The 24,615-nt window shown below is 34.9% G+C and carries 22 protein-coding genes and 1 tRNA gene; 14 read left to right on the top strand and 9 right to left on the bottom strand.

Going from position 1 to position 24,615, the window contains the following annotated elements:
- The first annotated feature begins 203 nt into the window (after positions 1-203).
- The gene (locus tag LZZ98_RS04890; protein WP_237786892.1) at positions 204-3,518 is read left to right on the top strand and encodes a VPA1262 family protein; all 3,315 of its coding nucleotides are present in this window, start codon (positions 204-206) and stop codon (positions 3,516-3,518) included.
- Positions 3,519-3,682: 164 nt separating this feature from the next.
- Entirely contained in the window at positions 3,683-4,291 is a 609-nt protein-coding gene (locus LZZ98_RS04885) for an HAD family hydrolase (RefSeq protein WP_237786891.1), read from the top strand.
- Position 4,292: 1 nt separating this feature from the next.
- On the opposite strand, the gene LZZ98_RS04880 is transcribed toward LZZ98_RS04885, so the two are convergent.
- On the bottom strand, positions 4,293-4,628 hold the full coding sequence (locus tag LZZ98_RS04880) for a hypothetical protein (protein ID WP_237786890.1): 336 nt from the start codon (positions 4,626-4,628) through the stop codon (positions 4,293-4,295).
- 245 nt (positions 4,629-4,873) lie between these two features.
- Here LZZ98_RS04880 and LZZ98_RS04875 point away from each other — a divergent pair, with 245 nt between their 5' ends.
- The 8 genes from LZZ98_RS04875 (at position 4,874) to LZZ98_RS04840 (ending at position 14,927) form a co-directional block, all read left to right on the top strand.
- Positions 4,874-5,080, top strand: a complete 207-nt coding sequence (locus tag LZZ98_RS04875; protein WP_237786889.1) for a helix-turn-helix domain-containing protein — start codon at positions 4,874-4,876, stop codon at positions 5,078-5,080.
- A 478-nt stretch (positions 5,081-5,558) separates the two neighbouring features.
- The gene (locus LZZ98_RS04870; protein ID WP_237786888.1) at positions 5,559-5,933 is read left to right on the top strand and encodes a DUF6088 family protein; all 375 of its coding nucleotides are present in this window, start codon (positions 5,559-5,561) and stop codon (positions 5,931-5,933) included.
- Between the two features lie 491 nt (positions 5,934-6,424).
- Positions 6,425-7,795, top strand: a complete 1,371-nt coding sequence (locus tag LZZ98_RS04865) for a tyrosine-type recombinase/integrase (protein WP_237786887.1) — start codon at positions 6,425-6,427, stop codon at positions 7,793-7,795.
- Entirely contained in the window at positions 7,795-9,348 is a 1,554-nt protein-coding gene (locus LZZ98_RS04860; RefSeq protein WP_237786886.1) for a site-specific integrase, read from the top strand. The genes LZZ98_RS04865 and LZZ98_RS04860 overlap by 1 nt, the downstream gene beginning before the upstream one ends.
- On the top strand, positions 9,345-11,504 hold the full coding sequence (locus LZZ98_RS04855; protein WP_237786885.1) for a hypothetical protein: 2,160 nt from the start codon (positions 9,345-9,347) through the stop codon (positions 11,502-11,504). The genes LZZ98_RS04860 and LZZ98_RS04855 overlap by 4 nt, the downstream gene beginning before the upstream one ends.
- Positions 11,501-11,917, top strand: a complete 417-nt coding sequence (locus LZZ98_RS04850) for a hypothetical protein (protein WP_237786884.1) — start codon at positions 11,501-11,503, stop codon at positions 11,915-11,917. Before LZZ98_RS04855 ends, LZZ98_RS04850 begins: the two co-directional genes overlap by 4 nt.
- A 269-nt stretch (positions 11,918-12,186) precedes the next feature.
- Positions 12,187-14,229, top strand: a complete 2,043-nt coding sequence (locus LZZ98_RS04845) for a DEAD/DEAH box helicase (RefSeq protein WP_237786883.1) — start codon at positions 12,187-12,189, stop codon at positions 14,227-14,229.
- A 5-nt stretch (positions 14,230-14,234) separates the two neighbouring features.
- Positions 14,235-14,927, top strand: coding sequence for a hypothetical protein (locus LZZ98_RS04840; protein ID WP_237786882.1), 693 nt, complete (start codon positions 14,235-14,237; stop codon positions 14,925-14,927).
- A 17-nt stretch (positions 14,928-14,944) separates the two neighbouring features.
- On the opposite strand, the gene LZZ98_RS04835 is transcribed toward LZZ98_RS04840, so the two are convergent.
- The 4 genes from LZZ98_RS04835 to LZZ98_RS04820 all read right to left on the bottom strand — a co-directional run bounded on the left by LZZ98_RS04835 (position 14,945) and on the right by LZZ98_RS04820 (position 17,612).
- Complete coding sequence (locus LZZ98_RS04835) at positions 14,945-15,976, bottom strand: hypothetical protein (RefSeq protein WP_237786881.1); 1,032 nt, start codon at positions 15,974-15,976, stop codon at positions 14,945-14,947.
- A 162-nt stretch (positions 15,977-16,138) separates the two neighbouring features.
- Positions 16,139-16,462 carry a toxin-antitoxin system HicB family antitoxin gene (locus tag LZZ98_RS04830; protein ID WP_237786880.1) on the bottom strand — a complete coding sequence of 108 codons (324 nt, stop codon included), beginning with the start codon at positions 16,460-16,462 and terminating at the stop codon, positions 16,139-16,141.
- Positions 16,463-16,470: 8 nt separating this feature from the next.
- On the bottom strand, positions 16,471-16,716 hold the full coding sequence (locus tag LZZ98_RS04825) for a hypothetical protein (RefSeq protein ID WP_063454489.1): 246 nt from the start codon (positions 16,714-16,716) through the stop codon (positions 16,471-16,473).
- Between the two features lie 431 nt (positions 16,717-17,147).
- Complete coding sequence (locus LZZ98_RS04820) at positions 17,148-17,612, bottom strand: hotdog fold domain-containing protein (RefSeq protein WP_237786879.1); 465 nt, start codon at positions 17,610-17,612, stop codon at positions 17,148-17,150.
- Positions 17,613-17,863: 251 nt separating this feature from the next.
- On the opposite strand from LZZ98_RS04820, the gene ahpC reads away from it, so the two are divergent.
- Positions 17,864-18,427, top strand: a complete 564-nt coding sequence (ahpC, locus tag LZZ98_RS04815) for an alkyl hydroperoxide reductase subunit C (RefSeq protein ID WP_237786878.1) — start codon at positions 17,864-17,866, stop codon at positions 18,425-18,427.
- A gap of 74 nt (positions 18,428-18,501) precedes the next feature.
- Here the strand turns inward: ahpC and LZZ98_RS04810 are convergent, their stop codons facing one another.
- Both LZZ98_RS04810 and ycaC read right to left on the bottom strand, forming a co-directional pair.
- The gene (locus LZZ98_RS04810) at positions 18,502-19,410 is read right to left on the bottom strand and encodes a LysR substrate-binding domain-containing protein (RefSeq protein ID WP_237786877.1); all 909 of its coding nucleotides are present in this window, start codon (positions 19,408-19,410) and stop codon (positions 18,502-18,504) included.
- 117 nt (positions 19,411-19,527) lie between these two features.
- Positions 19,528-20,160: an isochorismate family cysteine hydrolase YcaC gene (gene ycaC, locus LZZ98_RS04805; protein ID WP_237786876.1), complete on the bottom strand. Its 633-nt coding sequence runs from the start codon at positions 20,158-20,160 to the stop codon at positions 19,528-19,530.
- 315 nt (positions 20,161-20,475) lie between these two features.
- On the opposite strand from ycaC, the gene LZZ98_RS04800 reads away from it, so the two are divergent.
- The 3 genes from LZZ98_RS04800 to LZZ98_RS04790 all read left to right on the top strand — a co-directional run bounded on the left by LZZ98_RS04800 (position 20,476) and on the right by LZZ98_RS04790 (position 23,914).
- A complete protein-coding gene (locus tag LZZ98_RS04800) occupies positions 20,476-21,363 on the top strand; it encodes a pirin family protein (RefSeq protein WP_237786875.1) in 888 nt (295 codons plus the stop codon).
- A gap of 427 nt (positions 21,364-21,790) precedes the next feature.
- Entirely contained in the window at positions 21,791-23,089 is a 1,299-nt protein-coding gene (locus LZZ98_RS04795; RefSeq protein ID WP_237786874.1) for an FAD-dependent oxidoreductase, read from the top strand.
- A 3-nt stretch (positions 23,090-23,092) separates the two neighbouring features.
- Positions 23,093-23,914: an SAM-dependent methyltransferase gene (locus LZZ98_RS04790; RefSeq protein WP_237786873.1), complete on the top strand. Its 822-nt coding sequence runs from the start codon at positions 23,093-23,095 to the stop codon at positions 23,912-23,914.
- 86 nt (positions 23,915-24,000) lie between these two features.
- On the opposite strand, the gene LZZ98_RS04785 is transcribed toward LZZ98_RS04790, so the two are convergent.
- Together LZZ98_RS04785 and LZZ98_RS04780 are read right to left on the bottom strand one after the other, a co-directional pair.
- Positions 24,001-24,076 (bottom strand) — tRNA-Thr (locus tag LZZ98_RS04785).
- Positions 24,077-24,216: 140 nt separating this feature from the next.
- Positions 24,217-24,444, bottom strand: a complete 228-nt coding sequence (locus LZZ98_RS04780) for a hypothetical protein (RefSeq protein ID WP_086174653.1) — start codon at positions 24,442-24,444, stop codon at positions 24,217-24,219.
- Positions 24,445-24,615 lie beyond the last annotated feature (171 nt).

Raw genomic sequence — 24,615 nt, 5'->3', positions numbered from 1 at the left:
GCTCTTTTATGGGCTGACCAGTACAGACGATGGCAATATAATCTATCTCAGATGCCAAATGTAGATCTAGCCACTTTAGATCGCCCATTAGTGAAAAAATAAACTTCATAAATACCTAACATTATGAATTTTAAAGTATATTAAATTTATAAACATATTGTTATTCTTGCTTTATTTATTTTAAATAGAATAAAGGGTAACTTATGTCTTATCAATTGAGCGACTTAATAGAAGATAGTCGCCTACAAAGATTATTCTTATTAAAAAGTAAACCTTGTGCTTTACAACTGTGGATACTACAAATAAAAAAAGACGATCTTGTAGAGAACCGAATAGTATACGGGCGTTTGGTTCCATACAGCTTTTTTAATAACAGTTGGTCCTTTAGTGATAAGGATACTTCTCAAAGTATCGATAATTTTCGTGCTAGTGTTACTCAATTGAATTTATATATAGATAGCTCTCTATGTAGTGATCTTTTTAGGATGATTTGTACAGGTCAATCTATTAATGCTATTAGTGAAGCTTTAAATTTAAAGATCCCAAAAAAATTAAGTAAACAATACGGCAATACAATTCTAATAAATAAGAATCCAATTTTTAGACCTGTGATTTATCTGGTCAATCGTGACTCGTATCTCCCCAATTTACTACTTAGTCCACACGGTAGTGCAGGAGCTTTAAGTGCTGCGGTAAGTAATACTGGTAAAAGTTTACTATTCTATTTTGATAATAGTTATAGCCGCAATCTTGCTTCAATAGTTCTCAAGAGACTTAAAGAAGATACAGGTATGGACTTTGGTGGCGTTGATATCCATAGATTAGGTGAAATCGAATTTTTGGTATTTCCAACATTAGATGATAAAGACAAAAATTTACTTACTATAGAAAGAACTAAATATAAAGGATTAAGTATTAAGTTCAATTCAAGTCAGATTCCTAATTTTGATAAATTTCAGTTTCATTTAATCTGTGAGAATAATAATCAAGTTTATTTTTCAAAAATCGTTTTAGCTCAATCTATGGGAAATGGGGTATTTCAATACTATTTTGATTTAGACGAAAAAATATTCAAAATTACTGATGCTACAAAAATTGATATTTTTGGTTTTAAGGAGAATGATTTTGCCGAAGGATATTTATGTTGCAGTTGGGGGATTACCTATTTAAAAGAAATTAATTTACGGATGCAAGTTATTCGTAATCAATCAAATTCTGTAAAATTTGATTGGCTTGAAAAAACAGTTAACTCAAAAAAGAGTGACCGTTTAGCGGCAGTTCTAGCCCCATCTAAGAGTGCTGATATCTCAGAAAGCCGTATAAGGGAGGATGTAATTGATCCATGGGTTGAAGAAAATCAGAATTTAAAATCAATATTTCAGAAGCTAAATCCTCCTAAATCAAGTGGGAGATTTTTTCTTCAGTGGGGAAAAAGTGATGGTGAGGGGAGATTACAATTTGTTGAATGGTTTAAAGAGTTAATAGCGAAACATAATAGTAAACATATTACTATTTTCGATCCTTATTTTGAGGATGTTGGGCTAGGTTTGTTAACTCTGTATGCTTCACCAAGTGCTGAATATTCAATTTTTCGTAGTCTTCCAAAGCTATCGGATCCTAATACACCCAAGCGTAGAAAAACAGATAATGTTATAAAAATAGGGATTGATAATTTAATAGCCAACTGTGAGCAAAATAGAAAAATACTACAAAAGAAAAAAATTAAAATTTACGGGTTAAAGGATGGTTATTTACATGACAGATATATTTTGGTCATGAACGATAATGGACTACCAATTGAAGGCTATCATTTGTCAAATTCTTTTCAGAAGGCGACGGAAAATTATCCTTTACTGATTACTCCTATTCCAACGGATGTTCTTTATAAAACTAATCAATATACTTTTGATCTCATAAAAAGATTAAATAATTCATCAGATTTAGAAGATGATAGTAGTCCTATTACTATGCTTTTTGATTCAAAAAATATATCTACACATACAAAAACATATGAGCCTTTAGATTTTTTGAATAATGAGTTGGCTGGAAAGATATTAAATGTATGGCTAAAGCAACCAGTGTTGAAAGGTTTATCTGGTGATAATTTAATAAAAAAAATGAATGAATTAGGTTTGATTCAAAATGAATCACTCCATGATTTACCAGACGAAGGATTATTTCTTTGTTTAACTGAAATTGATGGTGAACTTGCTGATTTTATGGAGACATGGAAAATTATAGGAGAAATATTAGCCCGTACAATAACTGGTGATTCTAATTTAGAAAAGTTGAAGTTTGAACGTAAGTTTTTATTGTTCCTTTCAAAATTTTTGTCAAACTCATTTCAAAGAAATCATCTTAATGATGATAGTGAAGTTTCAGTAATTGACCCAATTTACTTTAGAAAAACACTAGTAGAGTTAACTCAAAGTTCAATTTGGGTGCGACATTTTTTCCAATCAACAAAGTATAGTGCTTTAACTTGGGCTGAATTTTATACTATCAAATATCTATGGCAATACGAACCGAAGTTACTCATTGATATAGCTGAGAAAGAACTAGTAACAGATTTTAATTCAACTAATATAGTTGAATTATCTTTGCTTGGTCAAATAGTTAGCGAAATTTCATTAAGTCTTGAATTTCATTCTATATCAGAAGAAAATTTAAATGTATTAATGGCAAGTAAAATAGCGTTGTTTAAGTGGTTAGGTTGGAATGCTCTTGAGCAGGCTATTCTTTCATCATCTGATCTTACTACAATTAGTGATAAGCTATCTAATTTTAAGTATATTGAGAAATTGCATTTTCTTGCATGGATTCTCAATAGAAATAGTGAAAAAACTAATTATTTGGATGCTTATAAAAATATTTTAGATGAGTTATGGAAAACATTCCCAGAGCAAATTCCTTATGAAGATTTAGTAACTTTTATAGATGCTGCAAGGGGTCACATGCACAAGCTTACTTGGTCTGGTATGTGGCTATTTAAAGATATTATTCAGCCATTATTGGATAATAAACGTATTAGTTTTAATGATGCCTGGTGTATTTGGCTAAAAGACTTTATTGAAATATTTAAATTAGAAGAACCCAAGCATTCATTGATTTTTAATTCAGAAAGAGAAGGAAATCTAATTAATATTTGTGCTTATTTATGGGCAAATAGTAGCTCTTCATTTCAATTATCTTCCTTGAATGACATTAGGATTATTCTTGTAAATCAACAAAGAATTATTCAACAACCCCTTGCAAGTACTTCAAACTGGTCAAGATGGAATGATGCTCTCACTGTTTCAATGTGGATCTCAGCATTTGCTAAATTATGTAGTCACTATCTAAATCAATTGGGTATTAAGGATAATGAGCAACTTGATACTTTATTAAAGCTTTCATACAGCCTGACTATGATCAGACCATTGGAGGAATGGAACAGTGAAAGTGAGTTAATAAAATTTGTTGAGTGGATTGAAAATTTATTAAGTAATCAAAAAGAAATTTCTAATTCGACCGTATAACATTCGCTTCATATCCTAACTTCTAAAGTGAATAGCCACCGATTTTGTAGACACCTTTTAGGTGATTTTGGATTAAAAGTGTCTATGAGATGGGTGGTTATTCAATTGCTGGTAAATTTATTTATATTGCTTACAATTAAGTAGGTTTTTATTAAATTGATTCTATGATTTCCAGAAATAATCCTCCTAAAGTTATTGCTTTTGATGCCTTTGGTACACTTATGCAAATTGGGCAAAGTAGATCACCTTATCTAAAATTAATGAAATGGCTCAAAGATAATGGCCGAAAGCCTAAATCAAATGATGCTTCAGTGATTATGTCAAATTATGTTGACTTCGCTGAACTAGCACAAATTTTTGGAAGAGAAATTCCAGAAGTTCTACTCCAAGAACTTCGCGAGGATCTAGAGTTTGAATTACAAACAATTAAAGTTTATGAAGATGTAATACCTGCATTAATGGAGTTAAAGAGATTAGGATTTACATTAGCTTTATGTTCTAACTTAGCTAAACCATATGGTGAGGCGCTAAGTTCTTTACTCCCATATTTTGATGTAAGTATATTGAGTTATGAAGTTGGTGAAATTAAACCTAATACTCAGATATACAATATTTTGATTGAAAGAGTAGGATGCCAAATGAGTGATACGCTATTTATAGGCGATCATCCGCATTTAGATGTAGAGAAACCATTAGAATTAGGTATGTCTGCAAAATTAATTGATAGAAAAACTCATCAAACAATCCAAGATGTTCTTTCTGATTTTATATAATTTAAATAACCTTAATTAGATCATTCAAGGTTAATATTTTTGCTTCACAATTTTTGATACCACTCTCAATATTGTTTTGATATTTTTTAATTTCTGAAGTTAATCCTGGATAGGAAGATATTAGCTCCTTAGAAAATTCATTTTGTAAATTTAAAAACTCTAATCGTTTACTTATTTCTTTTTTATGAGAAATAAAAATTTGTTCATAATTTTTTTTAAAAAATTGCATTCTAAACTCTTTAAGTTTTTCTGTTTCGCTATACAAAAATACCTTTTGGTTCATTGGAGATGGCATAACAGATAAATAACCATGCTTAGTCAATATTTTTATACCCATGTATGTCCTTTGGCATAACAAAAAGCGACTATAACTTTCAGAAATTTCAAACTTGGACCAAAACTTTTTTGCTTCCCAATTCTTAATTTCATAATTGCTTAAGATTTTAATAAAGTGGTAATCAAGAGGGAGGTTGAAATCAAACATTTTAAATTAAACAAATATATAAGAGGGTGAGGATTATAAACCGTGGATGTATAGTCCTCAATTGTCGATATTTCTGTTTTTTGAGCAGTCACTTTCAAATGACAGAATTATCTTTAGCAATCGGTCAATTAATCCGCAGTAAAAGATTAGAAAGAAATATCACCCAAGAGATGCTCTCATTGCAATGTGGTATTGATCGGAGCTATATGGGTCGCATTGAACGTGGTGAAGTGAATTTGACTGTCGAAAAGCTCTATGAAATAGCAACTGTTTTGAAAATCAGTGCCAAAGACTTATTACCTTGATTTGATGGATCGTATATTGCGGTCGTTTTTATTAGTATTGTAAGGTACAGGATATTGTACCTTACTATGCTTTTTTGTGTGTAAAGTACAATATCCTGTACCTTATAAAAGTGAAAATCTCAACCGAATTATCTTTTTTAAACTTGGATTGCTCGCAGTATCCTAGAGATGAGGTAGTCTCATTTTGATGCTGTTCCAATGCTTCTGGGCTCATCTCGTCGAGATGCGCATCGAATTTAATTCGATTAGGCAATATCTAGATGTAATGAAATTCATCTGCAAGTGCTAGTTCTTTTATTTTACAAATTTTCTTTTTAACTTTTTTAGCTACTAAAAAATATTCAGAAACAACATTATATATTCCATTCAGCACAAAAATGTTGTCTAAAAGTCTATGAGTCGTATGCTTTAGTTTGGACACAAAAAAACTGTAGAATTTAGTAAATATAATATCTTTTAGTATGTTGAAGTAGATCCAGTGAATTTATCAAATACTATTTCAGGAAGTGTGCGTCAAACAGTTGCAGGTTTTCCTAAAGGTCGTGTTTTTACCGCCGAGGATCTTTCAATTGAATTGGAAGTTAAACAAGCTGTGCAAAGAACCCTGTCCCGTTTAATTGAGGAAGGCTCAATTCGTCGTATCTATAATGGTATTTACTATAAGCCAGAAGTTAGCGGAATCTTGAAGGGTAGAATGCTTCCACCTAATATAGATCAGGCGTTTAAAGTTATCTCTGCAAAGAATAATGAAATCATTCAAATGCATGGCGCATTAGCATGTAATAGATTGGGTTTAAGTACTCAAATGCCAATGGCTAAAGTATTTCATACGAATGGTTTTCAAGAAAAATAGAAATTGGCGGAGCTCGAATTAAATTTTTGCATACCAATAATGACCAATTACTTCAGTACGCTGGAACCAATATAGGGATAGCAATCTCAGCTTTACATTATCTTGGCCGTGGATATGTGAATATAGAAGTGGTTAAAAAGATCAAATTACAATTAACGCCAAGAGAGTTTCGTAGACTTCAAAAAGCGAGTTTGCCAGCTTGGATTAAAGAACCATTAAATAGTCTAGCTCATGACTGAATTTTCCATTTTTCAGTAATTTATTTATAGCTTCAATTTTGAATTATTCAGGGACATTTATCCTTCATAAACACCTCGTTAATTAGCCATTTTATCTAACTAAAAGGTATCTACAAAATCGATGGCTATTCATTATTTTAAAATAAAAATATTATATTAGTTACATGTTCATTTGTTTAAGATATTGAAAAATAAATGATTTTTTTAATTTTTTCTGCTAGTTTAATAGGGTGTGAATAGAAAATTTTATGCATGGAACGTACTTTGTATCGAAAAAATTGTATTGCTCAAAGTGGTGAACGATTTACTTTGTTAGTTAATGAAGAGGGTATTCCTGATTTTTGGACTACACTCTATATGATTACTAAAGTGAGGTCTCAGACTCAGGCTACTCAAAGAGCGCATTTAAACAACTTGGTTCATATCAATATTTGGGAGCAAATCGCAGGTGAACGTTTATCAGATAAGATAATTCGTATAGCCAATAATCATAATAAGATATTGGATGAAGAGTTATTTAGGGCGAATGAACTTCATCAGATTGGATATCACTGTAAATTAACATCTAAAGCTGCTAGAAGAAATTTAAGAGCCTCATTGAAAAAAACGAGAAATGATAACTTAATTAAGTTTATAGCCCCTATAGGTAAAGTTCCTGATCCAATAGTGGGCGTAGAGCAGCAAATAGGTAGAATTCGTGAATTTGCAGAATATTTTGAATTCCTGGCAATTAATATTTTAAGATCCAAGCCTTCTTTTTCCTCTTATCTAGATCAGATATCTAAAATTAAAAGCAATATTCTGAATCAAAAGAGTAAAGGACGTAGTTCTAAAAATAAAATAAATGATCCTGATAGGAAGGCACCTCCTCCCGAAGTCTTTGATGAGATCATGAGGATTGTTAATTTAGAAAATCCAATGAATCCATTTACTTCTGCTGTTAGAACTAGAAATTATTTATTGTTTAGAGTGCTGTATGAAACAGGTATGAGAACTGGTGAAATATTACAGCTGAAGATTGCAGATATTGATTTTTTGGACTCAGCAATTCAAGTGAGAAGGAGGCATAACGATCCCGAAGATACAAAGCGTAGATTCGAACCAAATGCAAAAACTGAAGAAAGAGATATTCCTATCTCACGTAAACTATCTAATGAACTTAGAAATTATGTTTTATATGAGCGTAGAGAAATACCTAATACAAAATCACATAGTTTTTTGTTTGTTTCAAATAAAGGAAAAAGTAAAGGGGATCCATTGTCACTAATTCAATTTTCTAAAATGGTAGAGAAAGTGGCTGTTAGTGAAAAATTAGCAGATTTTATTAAGAAGAATGGTTTTTCTACATCTAGAACTATAACCAAACACAGCTTTAGACATAATTTTAATAATAGATTTTCTAAAACTATTGATACAAACAATGCTTTAGCAGTAGAGGAAGGCAGACTAAATGATGTTATTTCGGAAAAAAAGGAAATAGAGCAAAGGATGTATTTAAATGGGCATCGTAGTGCTACTTCTGCCTCGGTTTATAACTTGAGACATACTAAGGAACAAGCAGAGAAACTGCTAAAAAATGAACAAAATAGAATTGATCAACATTTAGATATCGGAGAGTTTTAATGATACAGGATTATTCAGATATTGCTGAATTCTATCTCGATACACGATTAAGTAAGGCTGGTTATAAATTTAATTTTTTTGATTCACTTTGGTCTTTAGATAACTCATTGATACTAAACTGGGATATTGTAAATAAAAAAATCCATCCTGAAGTGCTTAAGGGTTTCCGTTTAACAATTGCTAGATTAGCTGAGGAAGTATCAGCTCATTATACAAAGAACTGTTGGAGTTATTTTAGAAGATACTTGCTAGATACAGATATGTATGACGGTGGACTTATTACACCTGAATTAATTTTGAATATTAAAGCTAGTTTATGTAAAGAAGATGAATATAAATTAGGAACTATTCGTGCTCTATTGCGCAATTGGATCTCTTGGGGATTTAATGGTTTAACTAATGACATTGAGGAAGTTCTTGATAAGATTGTATTAGCAGGAAATACCAAAGGTAAGGCGGTTACTCACCACTGTCCTTATACAGGTCCATATACATTAACTGAACAACAATCATTGTTAGTGTGGGCGGGAAATGCATTCAAAAGTGAGTTAATTAGTTTAGAAGAGTTTGCTTGGTTTTATACAATTTATTCCACAGCACGCCGACCTAATCAAATTCGAGCATTAAGAGCAGTTGATCTAACAACTAAAACGGGTGTTGAAGGTCTAAAATACGAGCTTGAAATTCCTAGAGCTAAACAAAGAGGTGGTAAGTTTAGAGGAGAATCACGATCAATATGTGTTAGTGAGGACATGTACTTAGTTCTGAAAAATTTAATTGAGCAGAACAAGCAAAAAGTTAAAAAATACATACCTGAGTTAACAGAAGAAGATTTAAAAGAGCTTCCCATTTTTTTAAATGTTAATAAATTTAAAGTGATCAATTCGTTAGATCTATTTCGTGAAAAATTGAAGATGACACCTGATTATTTTCACGCTTCAATCAAAGATGTTGATATCTTGACTACCAGCTTGTCTCGAAAGTGTGATGCTATTTCTGAAAGAACATCAGATTATATTCACTTTACTCCAGTACGATGCAGAAGAACACGTGCAACAAACTTGGTTCGACATGGAATCACGGGAGTTCAAATGGCGTATTTAATGGATCATTCAGATACTCAGCAATTGAAAGTTTATACAGCCCATACACATGAATTAGCCCTACGTATCTTTGAACACATAAATGATCCAATGACTTTCTTAGCCACTAAATTCGAGGGTCGATTGATAAAAGGTGAAAGAGAAGCTATACGAGGTCAAGATATTACTAGCAGAATTTATAAAGGGGACAATAAACAGATTGGTAATTGTGGAGGTTCTCCATCATGTCAAGCAGGTATGAAGGCATGTTTGCTATGTGATCAATTTCAACCTTTACTTTATGCACCTTGGGATGAGTTATTTTTAGATTTACTAGAAGAAATTGAACAACGACATAAAGATGGTGCTAGCGAATTGGTTATAAAGTCTTATGACTTACAATTATCTCGTGTAAAAGCCATTTTAGATGCCTGCGATAAGCGCATTAAAATGGAGGAAATAAGAGCATGAGTGAAGTCATTCCATTTGTACCCAAACATCAATTAGATTGTCAAAAAAACTTAAATGATTTCATTTTTCGGGCAAAGAATCAGTTAACTATTTATGAGGATCAAGGTAGTTTCAGCAGCTCAAATTGGAAACATCGATTAGCTAATGGTCGTGCTCAATCTATGGAGTTTACTGGACTTGTCGAAAAAGGTAGAAAGACTGGTGCGCCTATGGAACCACCATTTATTGACTTTGCTAAAGCGTACGTAAGAGACAGCCAAACATGGAATGCAACAAATCCTAGCAATATGATGATGGTACTGAAGGCTTGTCATGATGCACTACTTTTTGTTTATTCCAAGGCAGACGTTTTACTACTTGATGGGATTGTATTAAGAAAGATTACTGAGAGTATTTATGAACGTAGTTCTGAGTCAACTAGATACCGCTATGGGCAAATGTTAGAAAAATTTTTAGAAGATTTGCGACTTCTTAAAATTAATATAACTATTCCTGTCTGGAAAAACCCATGGAAGCGACCTGGAAATAAAGCACAAGGTACATCAGAAGAAGACAGAAAATGGCAAGAAGATAGATTATTAACAAGCTTTGAAATAACCGCATTAGCTGATGCATTCAGATTAGCAAAAACAGCTTATCAAAAATTTTATTCAGCTCAAGCCGTCTTACTGATGTGTGCTCCTAGCCGTGGTGGGGAATTAAGTTTTTTAACTGTAGATTGTTTATTTGAAGAAACTCATTGTGAAAAAGTGAGAAATGGGGAAACTCAGCAGTTAGAGGATAAAGAAACAACAATTCTTTATATTCGATGGAAGGCTGAAAAAGGTGGAGGCTTTATTTCCAAGCCTGTTCATCCGTTAATAGCACCTACAGTTAAGGAAGCTGTTAAGCGACTAATTGAGATTGGAGAGCCTGCGAGGAAAGCTGCCAAATGGGCTATTGAAACACCTAACCAATTTTATCGGCATGATGGCTGTATAACATCTAAGGAACACGATGAAGATGCGCCACTTAAAGTTGCAGAGTTTGCTGCTGCATTTAATTTAAAGGATAGTTCCGTAGGTCAAGATACGATATCTATTAACATCAATACTATCAAAAGACTATATAAACAAAAATGGGTCGAAAATTTGGTAGATGTTAAAAGATATTTGACTTACAGAGATTTAGCTAAATTTACTGTTCAGAAGTACAGTAGGAAGTTTCCTAAGTGGCCTCAAATCCCAGAAGTAAATCAGCCAATTCATGATTTGCTCTGCTTAATAAGAGAAAATGAATTTCATAACGATTTTAAACCCAAAAAATACAGTTTTGAATGTCCAAACTTGAATTTATTAAATGATGCTTTAGGTGCAATACATCAGAGAGTCCCTGGTATGCATTCTTTATTCAGTGAATTAGGAATTCGAAATGAAGATGGAGGGGAGATAGTTATTTCTTCCCATCAAATTAGAGTATGGTTATCCACGATGGCAGAACGTGGCGAGATGGATTCTCTTGATCTAGCTATGTTTGCTGGACGTTCAAGAGTTGAAGATAACCGTGCTTATGATTTACGCCCAATGAGTGAATTTAAAGAGGAATCTAGAAAACTTTTAGAGCTTGGATTAGAAAGCTTAGATGGTACAACCGCTTTGGAAGCTGTCAAAGTTAATGTACCTGTGACTTTTGAAATGCTAGGGCGTAAAAACAGAATTGGAACGGTACAAGTTTCTGGATATGGCTATTGTGAGCATGACTGGACAATGACACCATGCACTAAAGCAGGTGAATGTATAAGTTGTAAAGAACATGCTTGTGTAAAAGGATTACCAAAGAATGTTGAACATCTCAGGCAGCTAGAAGAGATTGTACAAAATGAATTGAGTCGAGCTGCTGCTGCCACGCAGGAAGGCTTTTATGGTGCAAATGCTTGGTTAGTTTACCATGGTAAAAAACTCGCTATTATTAAGACATTGCTTAAATATTTAGAAGATGATCAATTACCTGATGGCTTGATACTTCGTATTCCAGAAGAGTTAGATGTTAGCCTGACAAAAATTGCACTCGGCGAACAAAATTTAATAAATACGGTAGACGAAAAGAATCCCATGTCTGAACAAATAGTGAATGAATCAAAGAGTTCATTCTTAGCATTATTGCAAGATGGCTTATGAAACATAAGTTAATTGATGTAAAAGAAATGAAAATTATTGAGAACATTCTGAATAAATGGTCAGGTAAGTTAACTTGGGATCTTTTTGCAGTGTCAGTAGCTAGAGCATTAGATAAGCCCTCTATTTCTAAATTTACCTTAATGAGTTATGAACCTGTAAAGCAGGCTTTTAATTTTAGAAAAAAGACATTAAGAGAGGCAAAGTCGACTGTTATAGCTTCAATGGGGGATGTAACGATTGACATGCTTATTAAAGAGAATGAAGAGCTGAGAAGCCAAATTTCACATTTGAAAAAGTTACTTGAAGCAAAAGAAACTTTATGGATAGACCAGTACAGAAGGTGGCAATATAATCTATCTCAGATGCCAAATGTAGATTTAGCAACTTTAGATCGGCCATTAGTGAAAAAATGAGCCTTCGATAAAAAGATTCTTCCTAGGATCTTTTTATCTTTCTATATAGTAGAAGTTTTAATTAAAACTAAAAATTTCATCTTTTCTATAATAGAATCAATAATTATTCATATAAAAAGTGTTGTAAATGATAAAATTCAATAAAATATTCTAGATATTAGATAATTGAGAATAATTTATAGTAAGATATTTTTTTATTTTTGAGTACTTGCCAGTATATAAATCTACAATGAGGCAACTATTCATGAAATTAAGTAATGAGTTTTTACATGACTAATGAATATTTTTTTAAGCAGCTCAATTCGACTACAGTTAAAAGTAATAATATTTCAGATGAATTAGCTATTTTTAGTCAATCTTATAATAAGCAAATTTATTTAATCCAGTCACCACTTGGTGAAGCAAGTGAAGGATATAATATTTCCAATGCTTTAATTATATTATCACCTAAATATAAACTTATGTTCATAAATCTTGGTGAAGATGAACGAATTTTTCAGACTTATTGTGATGATTTTATTGAAGATTTAGCCTCTATATCTAATAAGTATAAATATAAAGATGTAATTGGTCGACCACGTGAGTGGAGATCGAATCTAGTCACTTCTATAGACTTATCTACATCTGAAATCACACAGGAAGTGTTAATTGATATTTTTGAAAGTAACTATATAGAGCTATCTGCTGATCAGAGAAGATTAGAATTAATAATATCTCTACTGACAGGCAGTATAAATAATGCTAGCAAGTTAAATCTAGATACGCCTTCTACAATTCTAGATACGGTTAAACAAAAAATCTTATTGTTTGATGGGCAACAAACTAGATTTATTTATGAAAAATTGGATCAACCTGTAGTACGAATTCAGGGGTTATCAGGTACTGGAAAAACTGAGTTATTACTTCATAAGCTTAAAGAGCTTTATATAAGTAATGAAAAAAATAAGATCATGTTTACATGCCACAATAAAATTTTGGCTGCTAGTTTAAGATCACGCATACCTGAGTTTTTTGATTTTATGAAAGTAGAACAACAAATTCAATGGAATGATCGATTATGGTGTGTTAATGCATGGGGAAGTAGTTCAGATGTGAATTCTGGAGCTTATAGATATATATGTTCACATTACAATATACCATTCCATACATTTAATCGTTATTCAATGTCATTTTCAAGAGCTTGTTCCTTTGCATTAGCTAATTTAGAGGATACTTCTGAAACAAAGAATTTTGCTTTTGATTATATGCTTATAGATGAGAGCCAAGATTTTCCTGATAGTTTTTTTGAACTATGTAAGAAAGTTACTAAAAAAATGGTTTATATAGCAGGTGATATTTTTCAAAATATTTTTTCTTCTGAGGATCCTGATACTGTTCCAGATTTTCTACTAAGTAAGTGCTATAGAACTGACCCTAAAACTTTAATGTTTGCCCATGGACTAGGGATGGGGCTATTTGAGGAGAGAAAGTTACAGTGGTTAAGTGAACCAGAATGGGAACTCTGTGGTTACAATGTTGCTAGGAAAAAAGATCAATTAATTTTATCTAGAGATCCATTACGACGTTTCGAAGATCTTCAAAATAACAATAGTATTGAGCTAGTTCCTTGTTCTGATTTTTATAATGAGCCAACTTCAAGAATTGAACAAACAATTAATTTGATAAAAAAAATACAGGAAGAAAATCCAACAGTTCAACCACATGATATTGCAATTATTGTTACCGAAACAGATAAAAGCTCATATGATCTAATGGCAGATTTAGAGTTAGCAATTAATCAAATGTTAGGTCTGAGAGTTAATAAAGCATATGATACACGCAATGATAAACCAGATGAATTATTTCTAAGTACACGTAATCATGTTAAGGGTTTAGAGTTTCCCTTTGTCATATGTCATGTAAGTAATATTTCAAATAGCCGTACTATAAGAAACGGCTTATATATGATTTTGACACGTTCATTTATTAAAACCTATTTACTATTTTCAAAAAGTCTAAATGAAAGTCTTTATCCAAAGCTTGAAATTGGATTACGAAATATTGATGAAGAAGGTGTTCTTAAAGTAACCGTTCCATCAGATCAAGAAGTTGAACTAATCAAAGCATCAATAGGAAGTGTTAAAGCGAAACTTTCTTTGGATGATCAAATAATTCAAATGTTGAAAAATTTAAAAGTCCCCCCAAATTTATGGGATTCCATTATTGAAAAAGTAAAAGCAGTTGTGCTTAAGGATGATCGCTACGAATATGAGTTTGATAGTCTCGATGAGATGGTAAAATTATTTGTTTCTTTCGAAAATAAATTGAGATAAGTTCAATGCTATTAAATACTTATCAATTATCTGATTTTCATAAAAATCATATATTTAATAAAGCATATCGAACTAAACAGGATATTTTAAAGCTTCTACTTTATGCAACAAGATTTATTTTAAATAGTGAACCCATTGCTTATGCTCGGACAACAGGGACTTATTTATTTCTTCGAATCGACAAAATGTCACGATTAATCTTTTTTAGTGAGGGCAAAACTTTTTCAATTAGCTTCCCTTTTCAATATTATAGATATGATGAGTTTGAAGGTAGACCGCCTTACGTACTAATGAATGGATTAGATTATGAAATTGATAATAGTGTCATTACATATTTAGAAAATATATTAGAAAACATTGATTTAGATGCTATTGAGGTATGGGATATCATAGAGAGGTTAGAAGATATACCGAAAGATCATTTTGATGAAAATGGTAAAACTGAATCTTTTGATAAGTTTATGAGTAAACTTTTTTTACGCTTAATATTAAGTGAAGAAGGATACTTGAGATACGATTATGATGAGAAAGGATTTAAGCCTGACAACCCAGATCTTCATCCATATCATCATCTTGATATTTTTTACTCTAGTAATCCTACATTCAAAATTGGTTTAAAAAATGGAATTAATTATTCTGAATTCATAAACATAATTGATATAAGAACTGATTGTAGGTATTTATCTATTGTAATTTAACTGATAGCCATTGTTTTTTACGAAATCTCACTAATCAGATTTAAACCAGTAGGAATCTCGATAGGTGTAAACTGGTTCTCTCCTGTGATTAGTTCATTTTTAATGGCAACGTTATTTAGGGAGTTAATTAGTTCTGGAATACCTTTACTCCAATTAGATGCAATATAACGCACTACTTCATCATGAAATGAAATACTATACTTTAAAGTATCTAAATAATGTTTAGGACCACGATTGAAAAAATTATCAAATACTAGCAATGCATTGGAAAAATCTTCTATAAAATAATGATTTCTTTCAATTAAAAGAACTACTTTATACTCACCTTTTATTTTTGGAAAGTACATAAATACGTGAGGAAGAGAGGTTTTTTCAATAATTTTAATATTTCTAGAGTCCACACAACCTATAGCAAATAAGCAATCTTGGTGTTTCTTCTCCCAATATTTTTCAGTTAAAAGCTCATTACCATAGTTTCCCTCAACTTCCCCATATATGGCTAAAGAACTGGATAAATTAGGTTTTTGGTCTTTATTATCTTTGTGTAAAAGAAGGCATAAGTCAGAATTTCGATGTACCTGATATTTTTTGTGTTCAGCCCGACTACCTGAACGTTGATGAGTGAATTCATTGAAATTTTCTTTGTTATAAAAAGCCTTATCTTGACCAGATATTTTAAATTCAAAATTTATATATTCGCTTATATCTATTTGATGAATATCACATAATTCTTCAATTAAATTTTTTTTAAGATCTTCTGCAAAATCTTGATTCAAAAATTTGCATAAAAGAAATTCTAGAGCCCAATTTCGCAAAAAATCTATTTGGTTCAAAAAAAAACTATTTGGAAATTCTCCTTTGATATCTCTTAAGCTAATATTTGGAAATTCTTTAAGTTTATTTCCACTATATTTTAATGTTTTTTGATTAAAGATGCATTCCATAACTGCTGAATATATTGTGCAATAATAGTCAATACTTTCCATTTTAATAGAGTCTTTGATTGACTTGGATAAGCGTTGCTCAGATGGTAAATACAAATTTGTCATGTTCTCTCTTTTTATGCTTTATATAAGTTGATTGCATAGCAATCTATATAACCCATAATGTACTACAGATGCTTTTTGCAAATTACTGGATAAACCAACCACCTATTCTTGTTCATGGTCTACCAGTCATTTTCATTCCAAGTAGACCATCAAGATATAAAACTACATAGCCAATTTTGCCGATACCAAACGATTCATACTCACACCACGCTCCGCAGCTTCAAGTGCTAGTTTTTGATGAACCATTGATGGAACACGAACAGCAAACCGTCCGCTATATTTTTTTTCTGAAAGCGGTACAGGTAATTTCTCATTGTTGCTGATCATATCTGCTACAACTTCACCAACAAGATCAACAATCCCTGAGAATGCTTTAGATTGTTCTGCATCGAGCCAAGATAGTGACGGAAATTCGGCACATAGACCGACATACTCATTATCTTCTGCTGACCATGTAACACGATAAGTATATTGTTTGCTATCCATTTGACACCTCACAATGTTTTAAGTTTATCAAGTGCAGCTAATACTTGCCTAACCTGATAAGGTTTAGCCTTTCCGCTATCATCTTGAAGATTAATACGAGGATCGCCTTGCCACGGTGTTTTAAATACCGTGTGGCTACCACTTGTTTGTCTTGGTTCACCAAAATATTGCTTACAAACCTTGAGTAAATCGACATAGCGGATATTTTTTGGATTATTCCGCATTTGTTCTATAAGTTGATCAAGATTTGCCATTTGAATGCTCAATAGTGCCAATGATTAATAGTATCAATATTGATACTATTAATCAAGATTTTGACATGCCTAGTGGCTTATACGAACAAAAATGAGTGGTAGGGTGCAAATAGGAATAGTGGGTAGATTTACACAGGAATATGCAGCTTTTTTATTTCTTTTAGATAAATTAAAAAATTTACAGATTTTGTTTATTAATCTCTAGACAAAAAATTGTATTTACTCTGATTTTTTGAAAATATCTCGCTTATATCAAATTAAAAATTAAAAAATTGTATTTATTGTTTTTTTCTTTTTGATATCTAAGGATATTTTTTAAATATTTTATATTATTATATAGTTAACCGTTTTAATCGCAATTAAAACGGCAAATCGTCTTCAAAACCCTCCCCTTGCGGAGGGTTTTTTAATGGGCAAATGATCAGTAATTTTTATTTCTTGGCAGAAACCCACATGGTGATAACGGCACGGAACACAACGGCCTGAGCCGTGTCTTTGACTTCAACCTGCACCAGATAATCACTGCCTGCATTCCACGGGAAATGGGCTTGCAAGGGTGTGGCAACTGCAATTAAATTGGTGTTGGCTTTTTTCAGATATTCCACCTGCATGCCTTTGGGAATCCAGCAATGAGTAGCAGGTACGGTGGCATCAGTCATAGTTCCTCCGGCAAGCTCTGCCATATTGCACATGGCAATGGCATGTACCGTGCCCAGATGATTCAGTACAGCGCGGTGCTTTTTCATCTTGATTTCGCAGTATTCCGGTTCCAGTCTTTCAAATAGGGGAGAGATACTGCTGAAATACGGAGCTTTTAAGCACAGCATTTTGGAAAATGGCCATTTGCCTGCAGGTTTATTTTCTAAAGCTTTCCATACTTTTAGTGCTTGGCTCATCAGCATTGTCAGTACCACTACTCCAAGCGCATATAAGCAGGCTTTGATTGATGCCGCCTGGCAATCCATTGTGCAGTTTCGCTCTCACTCTTAAATCGGATATAGCAATTAAACAGTAAAACAGGATAGAATTATTTAATCTAAAAATCCGATAAATTTTATAAAAAAGTACGGTTTTACCTATTTTAAGAATTTTCGTATTCTAGCTTCACAAGATAAGCAATCCCGGAAACGAGCTAGAGGAATATCTCATGAGTTTAATCAATACTGCAGTGAAACCATTCAACGCAACTGCTTATAAGAATGGCGAATTCATTCAAGTGTCTGAACAAGACATGGTCGGGAAATGGTCGGTGGTGTTCTTTTATCCTGCAGATTTCACTTTCGTTTGTCCAACAGAACTCGGTGATTTGGCAGATAACTATGCTGAATTCCAAAAAATGGGTGTAGAGATTTATTCAGTATCGACGGATACTCATTTCACCCATAAAGCTTGGCACGCTTCTTCAGACGAGATCAAAAAAATCCAGTATGCAATGGTCGGCGACCCAACCTGGACTTTGGCGAAAAACTTTGAAGTGTTAATCGAAGTTGAAGGCCTGGCAAACCGAGGTACTTTCGTGATTGACCCGGAAGGCAAGATCCAGATTATCGAAATTAACGCTGGCGGTATTGGTCGTGATGCGCAAGAACTTTTACGTAAGGTTAAAGCTGCACAATATGTCCATGCTCACCCAGGTGAAGTTTGCCCGGCAAAATGGAAAGAAGGCGATGTAACCCTTGCTCCTTCAATCGACCTGATCGGTAAAATCTAATCATCATATTGAGATGATCTCCTAAAAAATCCAGGATTTCGGTTCTGGATTTTTTTATATCTGTGGTCTGCAAATTAAGGCATATAGCCGAGGTGATCTTTGGCTAAGCCTCTTAAACCTTCAATCAGTTTTTCCATCACCAGACGCTGGCCTTTACGCGTAGCATACACCAGTTGTACCGTACCTAAATTCGAGCACCATTCCGGTAACACATGAATCAACTGGCCTTGTTGAATCTCCTGTTCAACCGCCAAATAGGGCAAGTCGGCAATGCCTAAGCCGTCACGTACGGCATAGTAGACTCCTTCCAGATCATTGCTTTTGATCCGCGGTTGCAGTGGAATATCAATCAGTTCATCATGCTCGCGATTGTGCAAATGCCAGTAATATTGGGATTTTTGCGTGCCGAGTACCACACTGGGAAATTCATGCAGTTCGGTAAAATTCTGGATTTCCCGTCCCTGTAGCAGTTCCGGACTGGCCACCAGACAATGCGTGGTTTTAATCACGTCACGGACAATTAAACTGGAATCTTCATTGGCCTGAAAATTGGTAAGAATCGCCAGGTCAATATCATCATGAATCAGGTCGACTCGGCGGCTGGTCAGCTCCAGTTCAATCTGGACTTTGGGATAATCTTTTAAAAATTGATTGAGTAAAGTTCGCACCTGAAACTGCATCATCAGCGCAGGACAGCTGATTTTAATCAGGCCCTGTGGCTCGCTTTTCTGTTTCAGCAAGACATTATTGGCACATTCGACCTGAGCAATGACCTTGCAACATTCCTGATAAAATTCCTGTCCCAAAGGGGTGACTTTAAAATGACGGGTGGAACGCTGAATCAGGCTGACATTAAACTGACTTTCCAGATCTAAAATGCGGCGGCTGAGTTTTGATTTGGTGGTATTGCTAGCTTCACTTGCTGCACTAAATCCACCGTGTTTGACCACCAGGAAAAAGTAATCATCATCAAATGAATGCATACATCATGCTCAAAACTGAATCAGGGAATAGCTATTATTCTAGCTGAAAATCAGCCAGATAACGGATATTGAATAAGACAGAATAAGCGATCAGAAGACCGCTTATGCTAAAAAAGACTATGATTGTTTTTGACCACTGTGCTGGTTATAGCTGTTGATCAGGTTGCGATAATCAGGAATGTGATTCGAGAACAAAGTACCCAAACCTTCAATGTCATTACGCCAGTCACGGTGCAATTCACAGGCAGCGCCAAACCAGGTCATCAGTTGCGCACCGGCATTGGACATGCGGTTCCAAGCAGAATCACGGGTTAACCGGTTAAAGGTACCGGACGCATCGGTAATCACAAAAACTTCAAAATCTTCTTCAAGCGCTGAAAGTGCCGGAAAGGCCACACAGACTTCAGTCACCACACCGGCAATAATCAGCTGCTTTTTGCCTGTTGCTTTAACCGCTTTGACAAAGTCTTCATTGTCCCAGGCATTAATTTGACCTGGGCGGGCAATATAGGGTGCGTCCGGGAACATTTCCTTCAGTTCAGGAACCAATGGACCATTGGGGCCCTGTTCAAAACTGGTGGTTAAAATGGTCGGAAGATTGAAATATTTGGCAGCTGCGGCAAGTGCCAGTACGTTATTTTTAAATTTGTCAGGATCGATGTCACGTACTAGGGATAACAGACCGGTTTGATGATCGACCAACAGAACCGCTGCATTATCTTTATCTAAACGAACATAGGGTTTGCCCATTTTTCTATTCCTCCTTGTGATGAAAAACATACTGACATCAACCGAAAATAACAGTGTGGTGATGTCGTGATATTTTTTATGCTAAGTGTGAAAATAGGACAATGAAAGCGCTGATTTCGAGAAGATTAATCATGAAAATAGGATAATTTATAAAGATGAGCCTTTATTTTAAATATTTAAACTTGATGATTATTCTATAAAGTCATTTTGTCTTATTCATGGGACACTGTGTATTGAGGTCGCTATATATTCAGAACAATGAACGCACTAATATAAGCTCATGTTCATCCTATCGAGAATATAGGAGTTTAAAAGATGAAAAAAGTGATTGGCGTTTACCGTAACCAGAACATGCATTGGGTGGGTGATGGTTTTCCGGTCAAGAACCTGTTTTCCTACGACCGTTTAGGCCAAGCGATTAGTCCATTTTTACTGTTGGATTATGCTGCACCCTATCATTTTAGTCCGACGACGCAGCAGCATGGTGTCGGCTCGCATCCACATCGCGGTTTTGAAACCGTCACCCTCGCCTATCAGGGGGAAGTGACACATAAAGACTCGGCGGGTGGTGGTGGCACCATTCAAAGTGGCGATGTGCAATGGATGACTGCCGGTGCAGGTTTGGTACATGAAGAGTTTCATTCTGAAGATTTTGCCAAGAATGGCGGATTGTTTGAAATGGTCCAACTGTGGGTCAACTTGCCGGCAGCGGACAAAATGACCCCGCCTAAGTATCAGGCTATTCAATCACATGATATTCCTGTGATTGAGTTTGAACAGGGTGCAGGACATATCCGGGTAATTGCCGGCCGCTATATGGACGGTGATGCAGAATATCGCGGTCCTGCTTCAACCCATAGTTCGGTCAATGTCTGGGATGGTGAATTAAAAGCCGAGCAGGTTCAGCATCTGCATGTCCCTGTCGATCACAACGTGTTGGTTGTGGTGCTGTCAGGTGAAATGCAGTTGAATGGAACGCAGCATGTGCAAGACAGTTCTATTGTCATGTTTGCTCAAGATGGTGAAGCCGATATTCAACTGGAAGCGATTAAAGACAGCAAATTTTTGTTACTCACCGGCCAACCTTTGAATGAGCCAATTCAGGGCTATGGTCCCTTTGTGATGAATACTAAAGATGAGATCGTTCAAGCCTTTAACGACTTTAATAGCGGCAAATTTGGTGAGATTCCGGTTGCCAGTTAATTTTAGCCATTCATTGGTCACTCGAAAAATAAAGAAGCCCCTAAATTTTTAGGGGCTTTTTGCGAAATAAATTTTCTTGTTTTTACAGCATTTGCATAGTTATAGGTGATTAAAAGTGGATATGCTAGTCCAATTATTATGTGATGCATCATAGTGATATTTTTTGGGTTTGTAAAACAATCGTTATAATATTGGTTAATATATATATGCTTTTTTAAAAAGTTTTATCTGTTAATATTGTAAATTTTAATAATACATTGAATTTATTTTATGTTATTTGTTGTATAAATAAATGTAAAAAAATTTCTAATTCCAATTATGATGACTTTTGTTAAAAAAACATATTCTGGAATATTTTAATACCCCCTTTTAATCTCGCTTGGTTCATAATTTCAAGAATCATATGTGTAACTGACGGATAATAATTTTGGATATTGCAGTTATTGGTAGTGGCATGGCTGGGCTAGCTACTGCAAGAATTCTTAAAGATGCAGGGCATAGCATCACTATTTTTGAAGCTCTACCGGGTCGTGGTATGGATAGCCATAGCATTGAATTCGAAGGCGGCTTAATTGATGCACCTTTGCGCGTCATGAATCCGCATTTGTGGCAAAATACCCTCAGTCTGGCAACTTACTTGGGAATCAAAACCTTTCCTGTACGCACTTATATGGCATGCAGCTGGTTGTTTGAAGACCGTACTGAAACCTGGCTGACCACTTCGCGTAGTCGCATTGGTAATTTCCCGATTATTAATAACCGTAAAGGTATCCAGCAATACGGCTGGCGCCTGGTTAAAGGCATGCTGCAACTCAAAACAGCCATCGCCAAATTTTTCAAATCGAAGAACCAGGACATTACACTGGCTGAATTCATCAATGACAATGATATAGAAGAAGTGTTCTGGCATGGCGCAGTGATGCCGGTGCTGTATACCATCTGTACCTGTAATCCGAAAACCATTGGCGAATGGCCGGCAAAACCCTTACTGGTTTTCTTGCGTCAATTGACCAATGGTGATGCCTTGTTACGTTTACAGGGTGGTACCCCGGCCTTGGTCGACAAGCTGATTGAAGGCATTGAAATTCGTGGCGGTTCGGCCATTACCCATATTCAACAGCAAGAGCAGGGCGTGTTGATTGAAAATTCACAGGGCGAACACTATGTGTTTGACCATGTGATTGTGGCCACACCCACCAATAAAATAGAAAAATTCCTCGATAATGAACAGTTTGCTGATGATCTTGCACTGTTAAAGAAATTTAAATTTGAACAGGGGCAGCTGGTTATTCATACCGACCAGACCGTCATGCCACCTAAGCGTAAAGATTGGGCAGTGCTCAGTTATATGATGGACCGTAAATTTACCCGTCAGCAATTTACAGTCTGGTTGAATTCGGTCGAACCAAGTCTGGTCGGTAAAAATCCAGTGTTCCAAACCTGGCAGCCGGTGACGGATATTGACCCGAAAAAAATCATTTCATCCGTGACCTTAACCCGTGCGGTAGTAGATTCTCAAACCGTTGCGTTGAATAAAGAACTGCAAGCCCGTCATAAAGATATGAACCGTAAAGTATTCTACTGTGGTTCATGGTCTTGTGATGGTTTGCCAGTGCTCGAATCTGCCGTGACTTCAGCGATGCATATTGCAGAAATTTTAGGTGCTCCATTGCCGTTTGTTGGATTAAAACCTAAAGTTGAGGTTGCCCCACAACTCGGCTACTAAAATATGAAATGGCTTCAAGCGATTCGGCAGAAACTTCCTCAACATAAATACGCGATTAACGCAAAACAGTTAGGAGATGATGCCGTACTCGCCTGGAGCAATCTGGGTTATTGGGAGGATGCAACGTTGTCCTATCCAGAAGCTTGTGCCCAATTGGCAGATCAATTGGCGCAAGCGGTCGCTTTAAATGCAAATGATTGTTTGCTGGATCTAGGCTGTGGGCAGGGGGCAAGTCTGCTGCACTGGCAGCAGCACTATCAGGTTCGGCATATTGAAGCAGTCGAGTTACAATCCAGCTGCGTGCAGCAAATTCAACAGCATCTTCCGCAACTTGCAGCCATCTATCAGCAATCTTTTTTAAATTTAAAACAGATTCCTTTCAAGCAGTGCTTTGATGTGGTGCTATGTATCGATGCTGCTTATCATTGCGATTTAAATTCATTTCTTTATGCGGTCAGCGCGGTGTTAAACGAAAAAGGCCGCTTGGGTATGCATTATTTAATGTTGTCTGAGCAATGGCTGAATTTAAGCGCAGTGCAAAAGCAGAAATATAAATGGTTGTTAAAAGCTGCCGATGTGCATTTAGATGATTTAATGACGGTATCGGCATTAGAACAGACATTCCGGCAGCATGATTTTACCGATATAACCATTCGGGATTTATCGCCTGCCGTTTTGCAGGGCTTTGCAAATTACATTCAGCAATTACCCCAGCACAATACCGATCTGGATGCCTTTAAAATTCGCATGACCGCAAAGCTCTGTCATAAGCTGTATGTAGATGGTCTGGTCAAATATGTGCAAATCACGGCGCACAAACCCTAAAGAACTGGCTGTTGAATATTGTAAGTTTTAAAAGTAATCATCTAAAAACAACAAAGCCTCACTAAAAAGCGAGGCTAAGTATAAAATGGTGCCGGCACACGGATTCGAACTGTGGACCTACTGATTACAAGTCAGTTGCTCTACCAACTGAGCTATGCCGGCAACGTGCAGAGAATAATAGCGATTTTTTTTGAAAACGCAAGCCAAAAAATGAGCGGTTGGATTTGGTGAATGGATTTGGAAATTCTCAATCATCCTCTACATCCGCTATTTACCTTCATGTGCTTTTGCCATTGAATCGGTTATTTGCTCCTTAAAATCTGATCCAGGTCTTGTGCACATTCTTCCAGGGTTAAAGCCATATCGATTTGCATTTGTGGTTTAAGTTCATTGGCAAGCTTTCGCCACTGTTCAATGAGTCGAATCGCTTTTTGAATTTTATGTTTATTCATATCCTTGGCAATCGTTGGAGTATAACCACCACGTTTAGCATTCTTGATTTGTTTGACATAATTATTGCTGGTATTCATATCTACTCCCGAATAGCAGTTTTTCTATGTGTTCAATGTGCTGTTACAGGTCGAATTAAGGCTCTGTTATATGATTGTTATCATGGAAATATTGCATTTATATGATCATATCTCGACAGTTTTTTTACCTTGTGAGCTTGAAATAATGAGATGCAGTAATTGTGCCATTTA

The organism is Acinetobacter sp. SM34 (genome assembly GCF_022012365.1).
Lineage (GTDB): Bacteria > Pseudomonadota > Gammaproteobacteria > Pseudomonadales > Moraxellaceae > Acinetobacter.
The sequence above is the reverse complement of the archived record's forward strand: the minus strand, read 5'-3'. Positions and strand labels throughout refer to the sequence as shown.

Coding starts and splice junctions, on each gene's coding strand:
- LZZ98_RS04890 (WP_237786892.1), top strand. CDS start 204: ATGTCTTATCAATTGAGCGACTTAATAGAAGATAGTCGCCTACAAAGA.
- LZZ98_RS04885 (WP_237786891.1), top strand. CDS start 3,683: ATGATTTCCAGAAATAATCCTCCTAAAGTTATTGCTTTTGATGCCTTT.
- LZZ98_RS04880 (WP_237786890.1), bottom strand. CDS start 4,628: ATGGGTATAAAAATATTGACTAAGCATGGTTATTTATCTGTTATGCCA.
- LZZ98_RS04875 (WP_237786889.1), top strand. CDS start 4,874: ATGACAGAATTATCTTTAGCAATCGGTCAATTAATCCGCAGTAAAAGA.
- LZZ98_RS04865 (WP_237786887.1), top strand. CDS start 6,425: ATGGAACGTACTTTGTATCGAAAAAATTGTATTGCTCAAAGTGGTGAA.
- LZZ98_RS04860 (WP_237786886.1), top strand. CDS start 7,795: ATGATACAGGATTATTCAGATATTGCTGAATTCTATCTCGATACACGA.
- LZZ98_RS04855 (WP_237786885.1), top strand. CDS start 9,345: ATGAGTGAAGTCATTCCATTTGTACCCAAACATCAATTAGATTGTCAA.
- LZZ98_RS04850 (WP_237786884.1), top strand. CDS start 11,501: ATGAAACATAAGTTAATTGATGTAAAAGAAATGAAAATTATTGAGAAC.
- LZZ98_RS04845 (WP_237786883.1), top strand. CDS start 12,187: ATGACTAATGAATATTTTTTTAAGCAGCTCAATTCGACTACAGTTAAA.
- LZZ98_RS04840 (WP_237786882.1), top strand. CDS start 14,235: ATGCTATTAAATACTTATCAATTATCTGATTTTCATAAAAATCATATA.
- LZZ98_RS04835 (WP_237786881.1), bottom strand. CDS start 15,976: ATGACAAATTTGTATTTACCATCTGAGCAACGCTTATCCAAGTCAATC.
- LZZ98_RS04830 (WP_237786880.1), bottom strand. CDS start 16,462: ATGGATAGCAAACAATATACTTATCGTGTTACATGGTCAGCAGAAGAT.
- LZZ98_RS04825 (WP_063454489.1), bottom strand. CDS start 16,716: ATGGCAAATCTTGATCAACTTATAGAACAAATGCGGAATAATCCAAAA.
- LZZ98_RS04820 (WP_237786879.1), bottom strand. CDS start 17,612: ATGAGCCAAGCACTAAAAGTATGGAAAGCTTTAGAAAATAAACCTGCA.
- ahpC (WP_237786878.1), top strand. CDS start 17,864: ATGAGTTTAATCAATACTGCAGTGAAACCATTCAACGCAACTGCTTAT.
- LZZ98_RS04810 (WP_237786877.1), bottom strand. CDS start 19,410: ATGCATTCATTTGATGATGATTACTTTTTCCTGGTGGTCAAACACGGT.
- ycaC (WP_237786876.1), bottom strand. CDS start 20,160: ATGGGCAAACCCTATGTTCGTTTAGATAAAGATAATGCAGCGGTTCTG.
- LZZ98_RS04800 (WP_237786875.1), top strand. CDS start 20,476: ATGAAAAAAGTGATTGGCGTTTACCGTAACCAGAACATGCATTGGGTG.
- LZZ98_RS04790 (WP_237786873.1), top strand. CDS start 23,093: ATGAAATGGCTTCAAGCGATTCGGCAGAAACTTCCTCAACATAAATAC.
- LZZ98_RS04780 (WP_086174653.1), bottom strand. CDS start 24,444: ATGAATACCAGCAATAATTATGTCAAACAAATCAAGAATGCTAAACGT.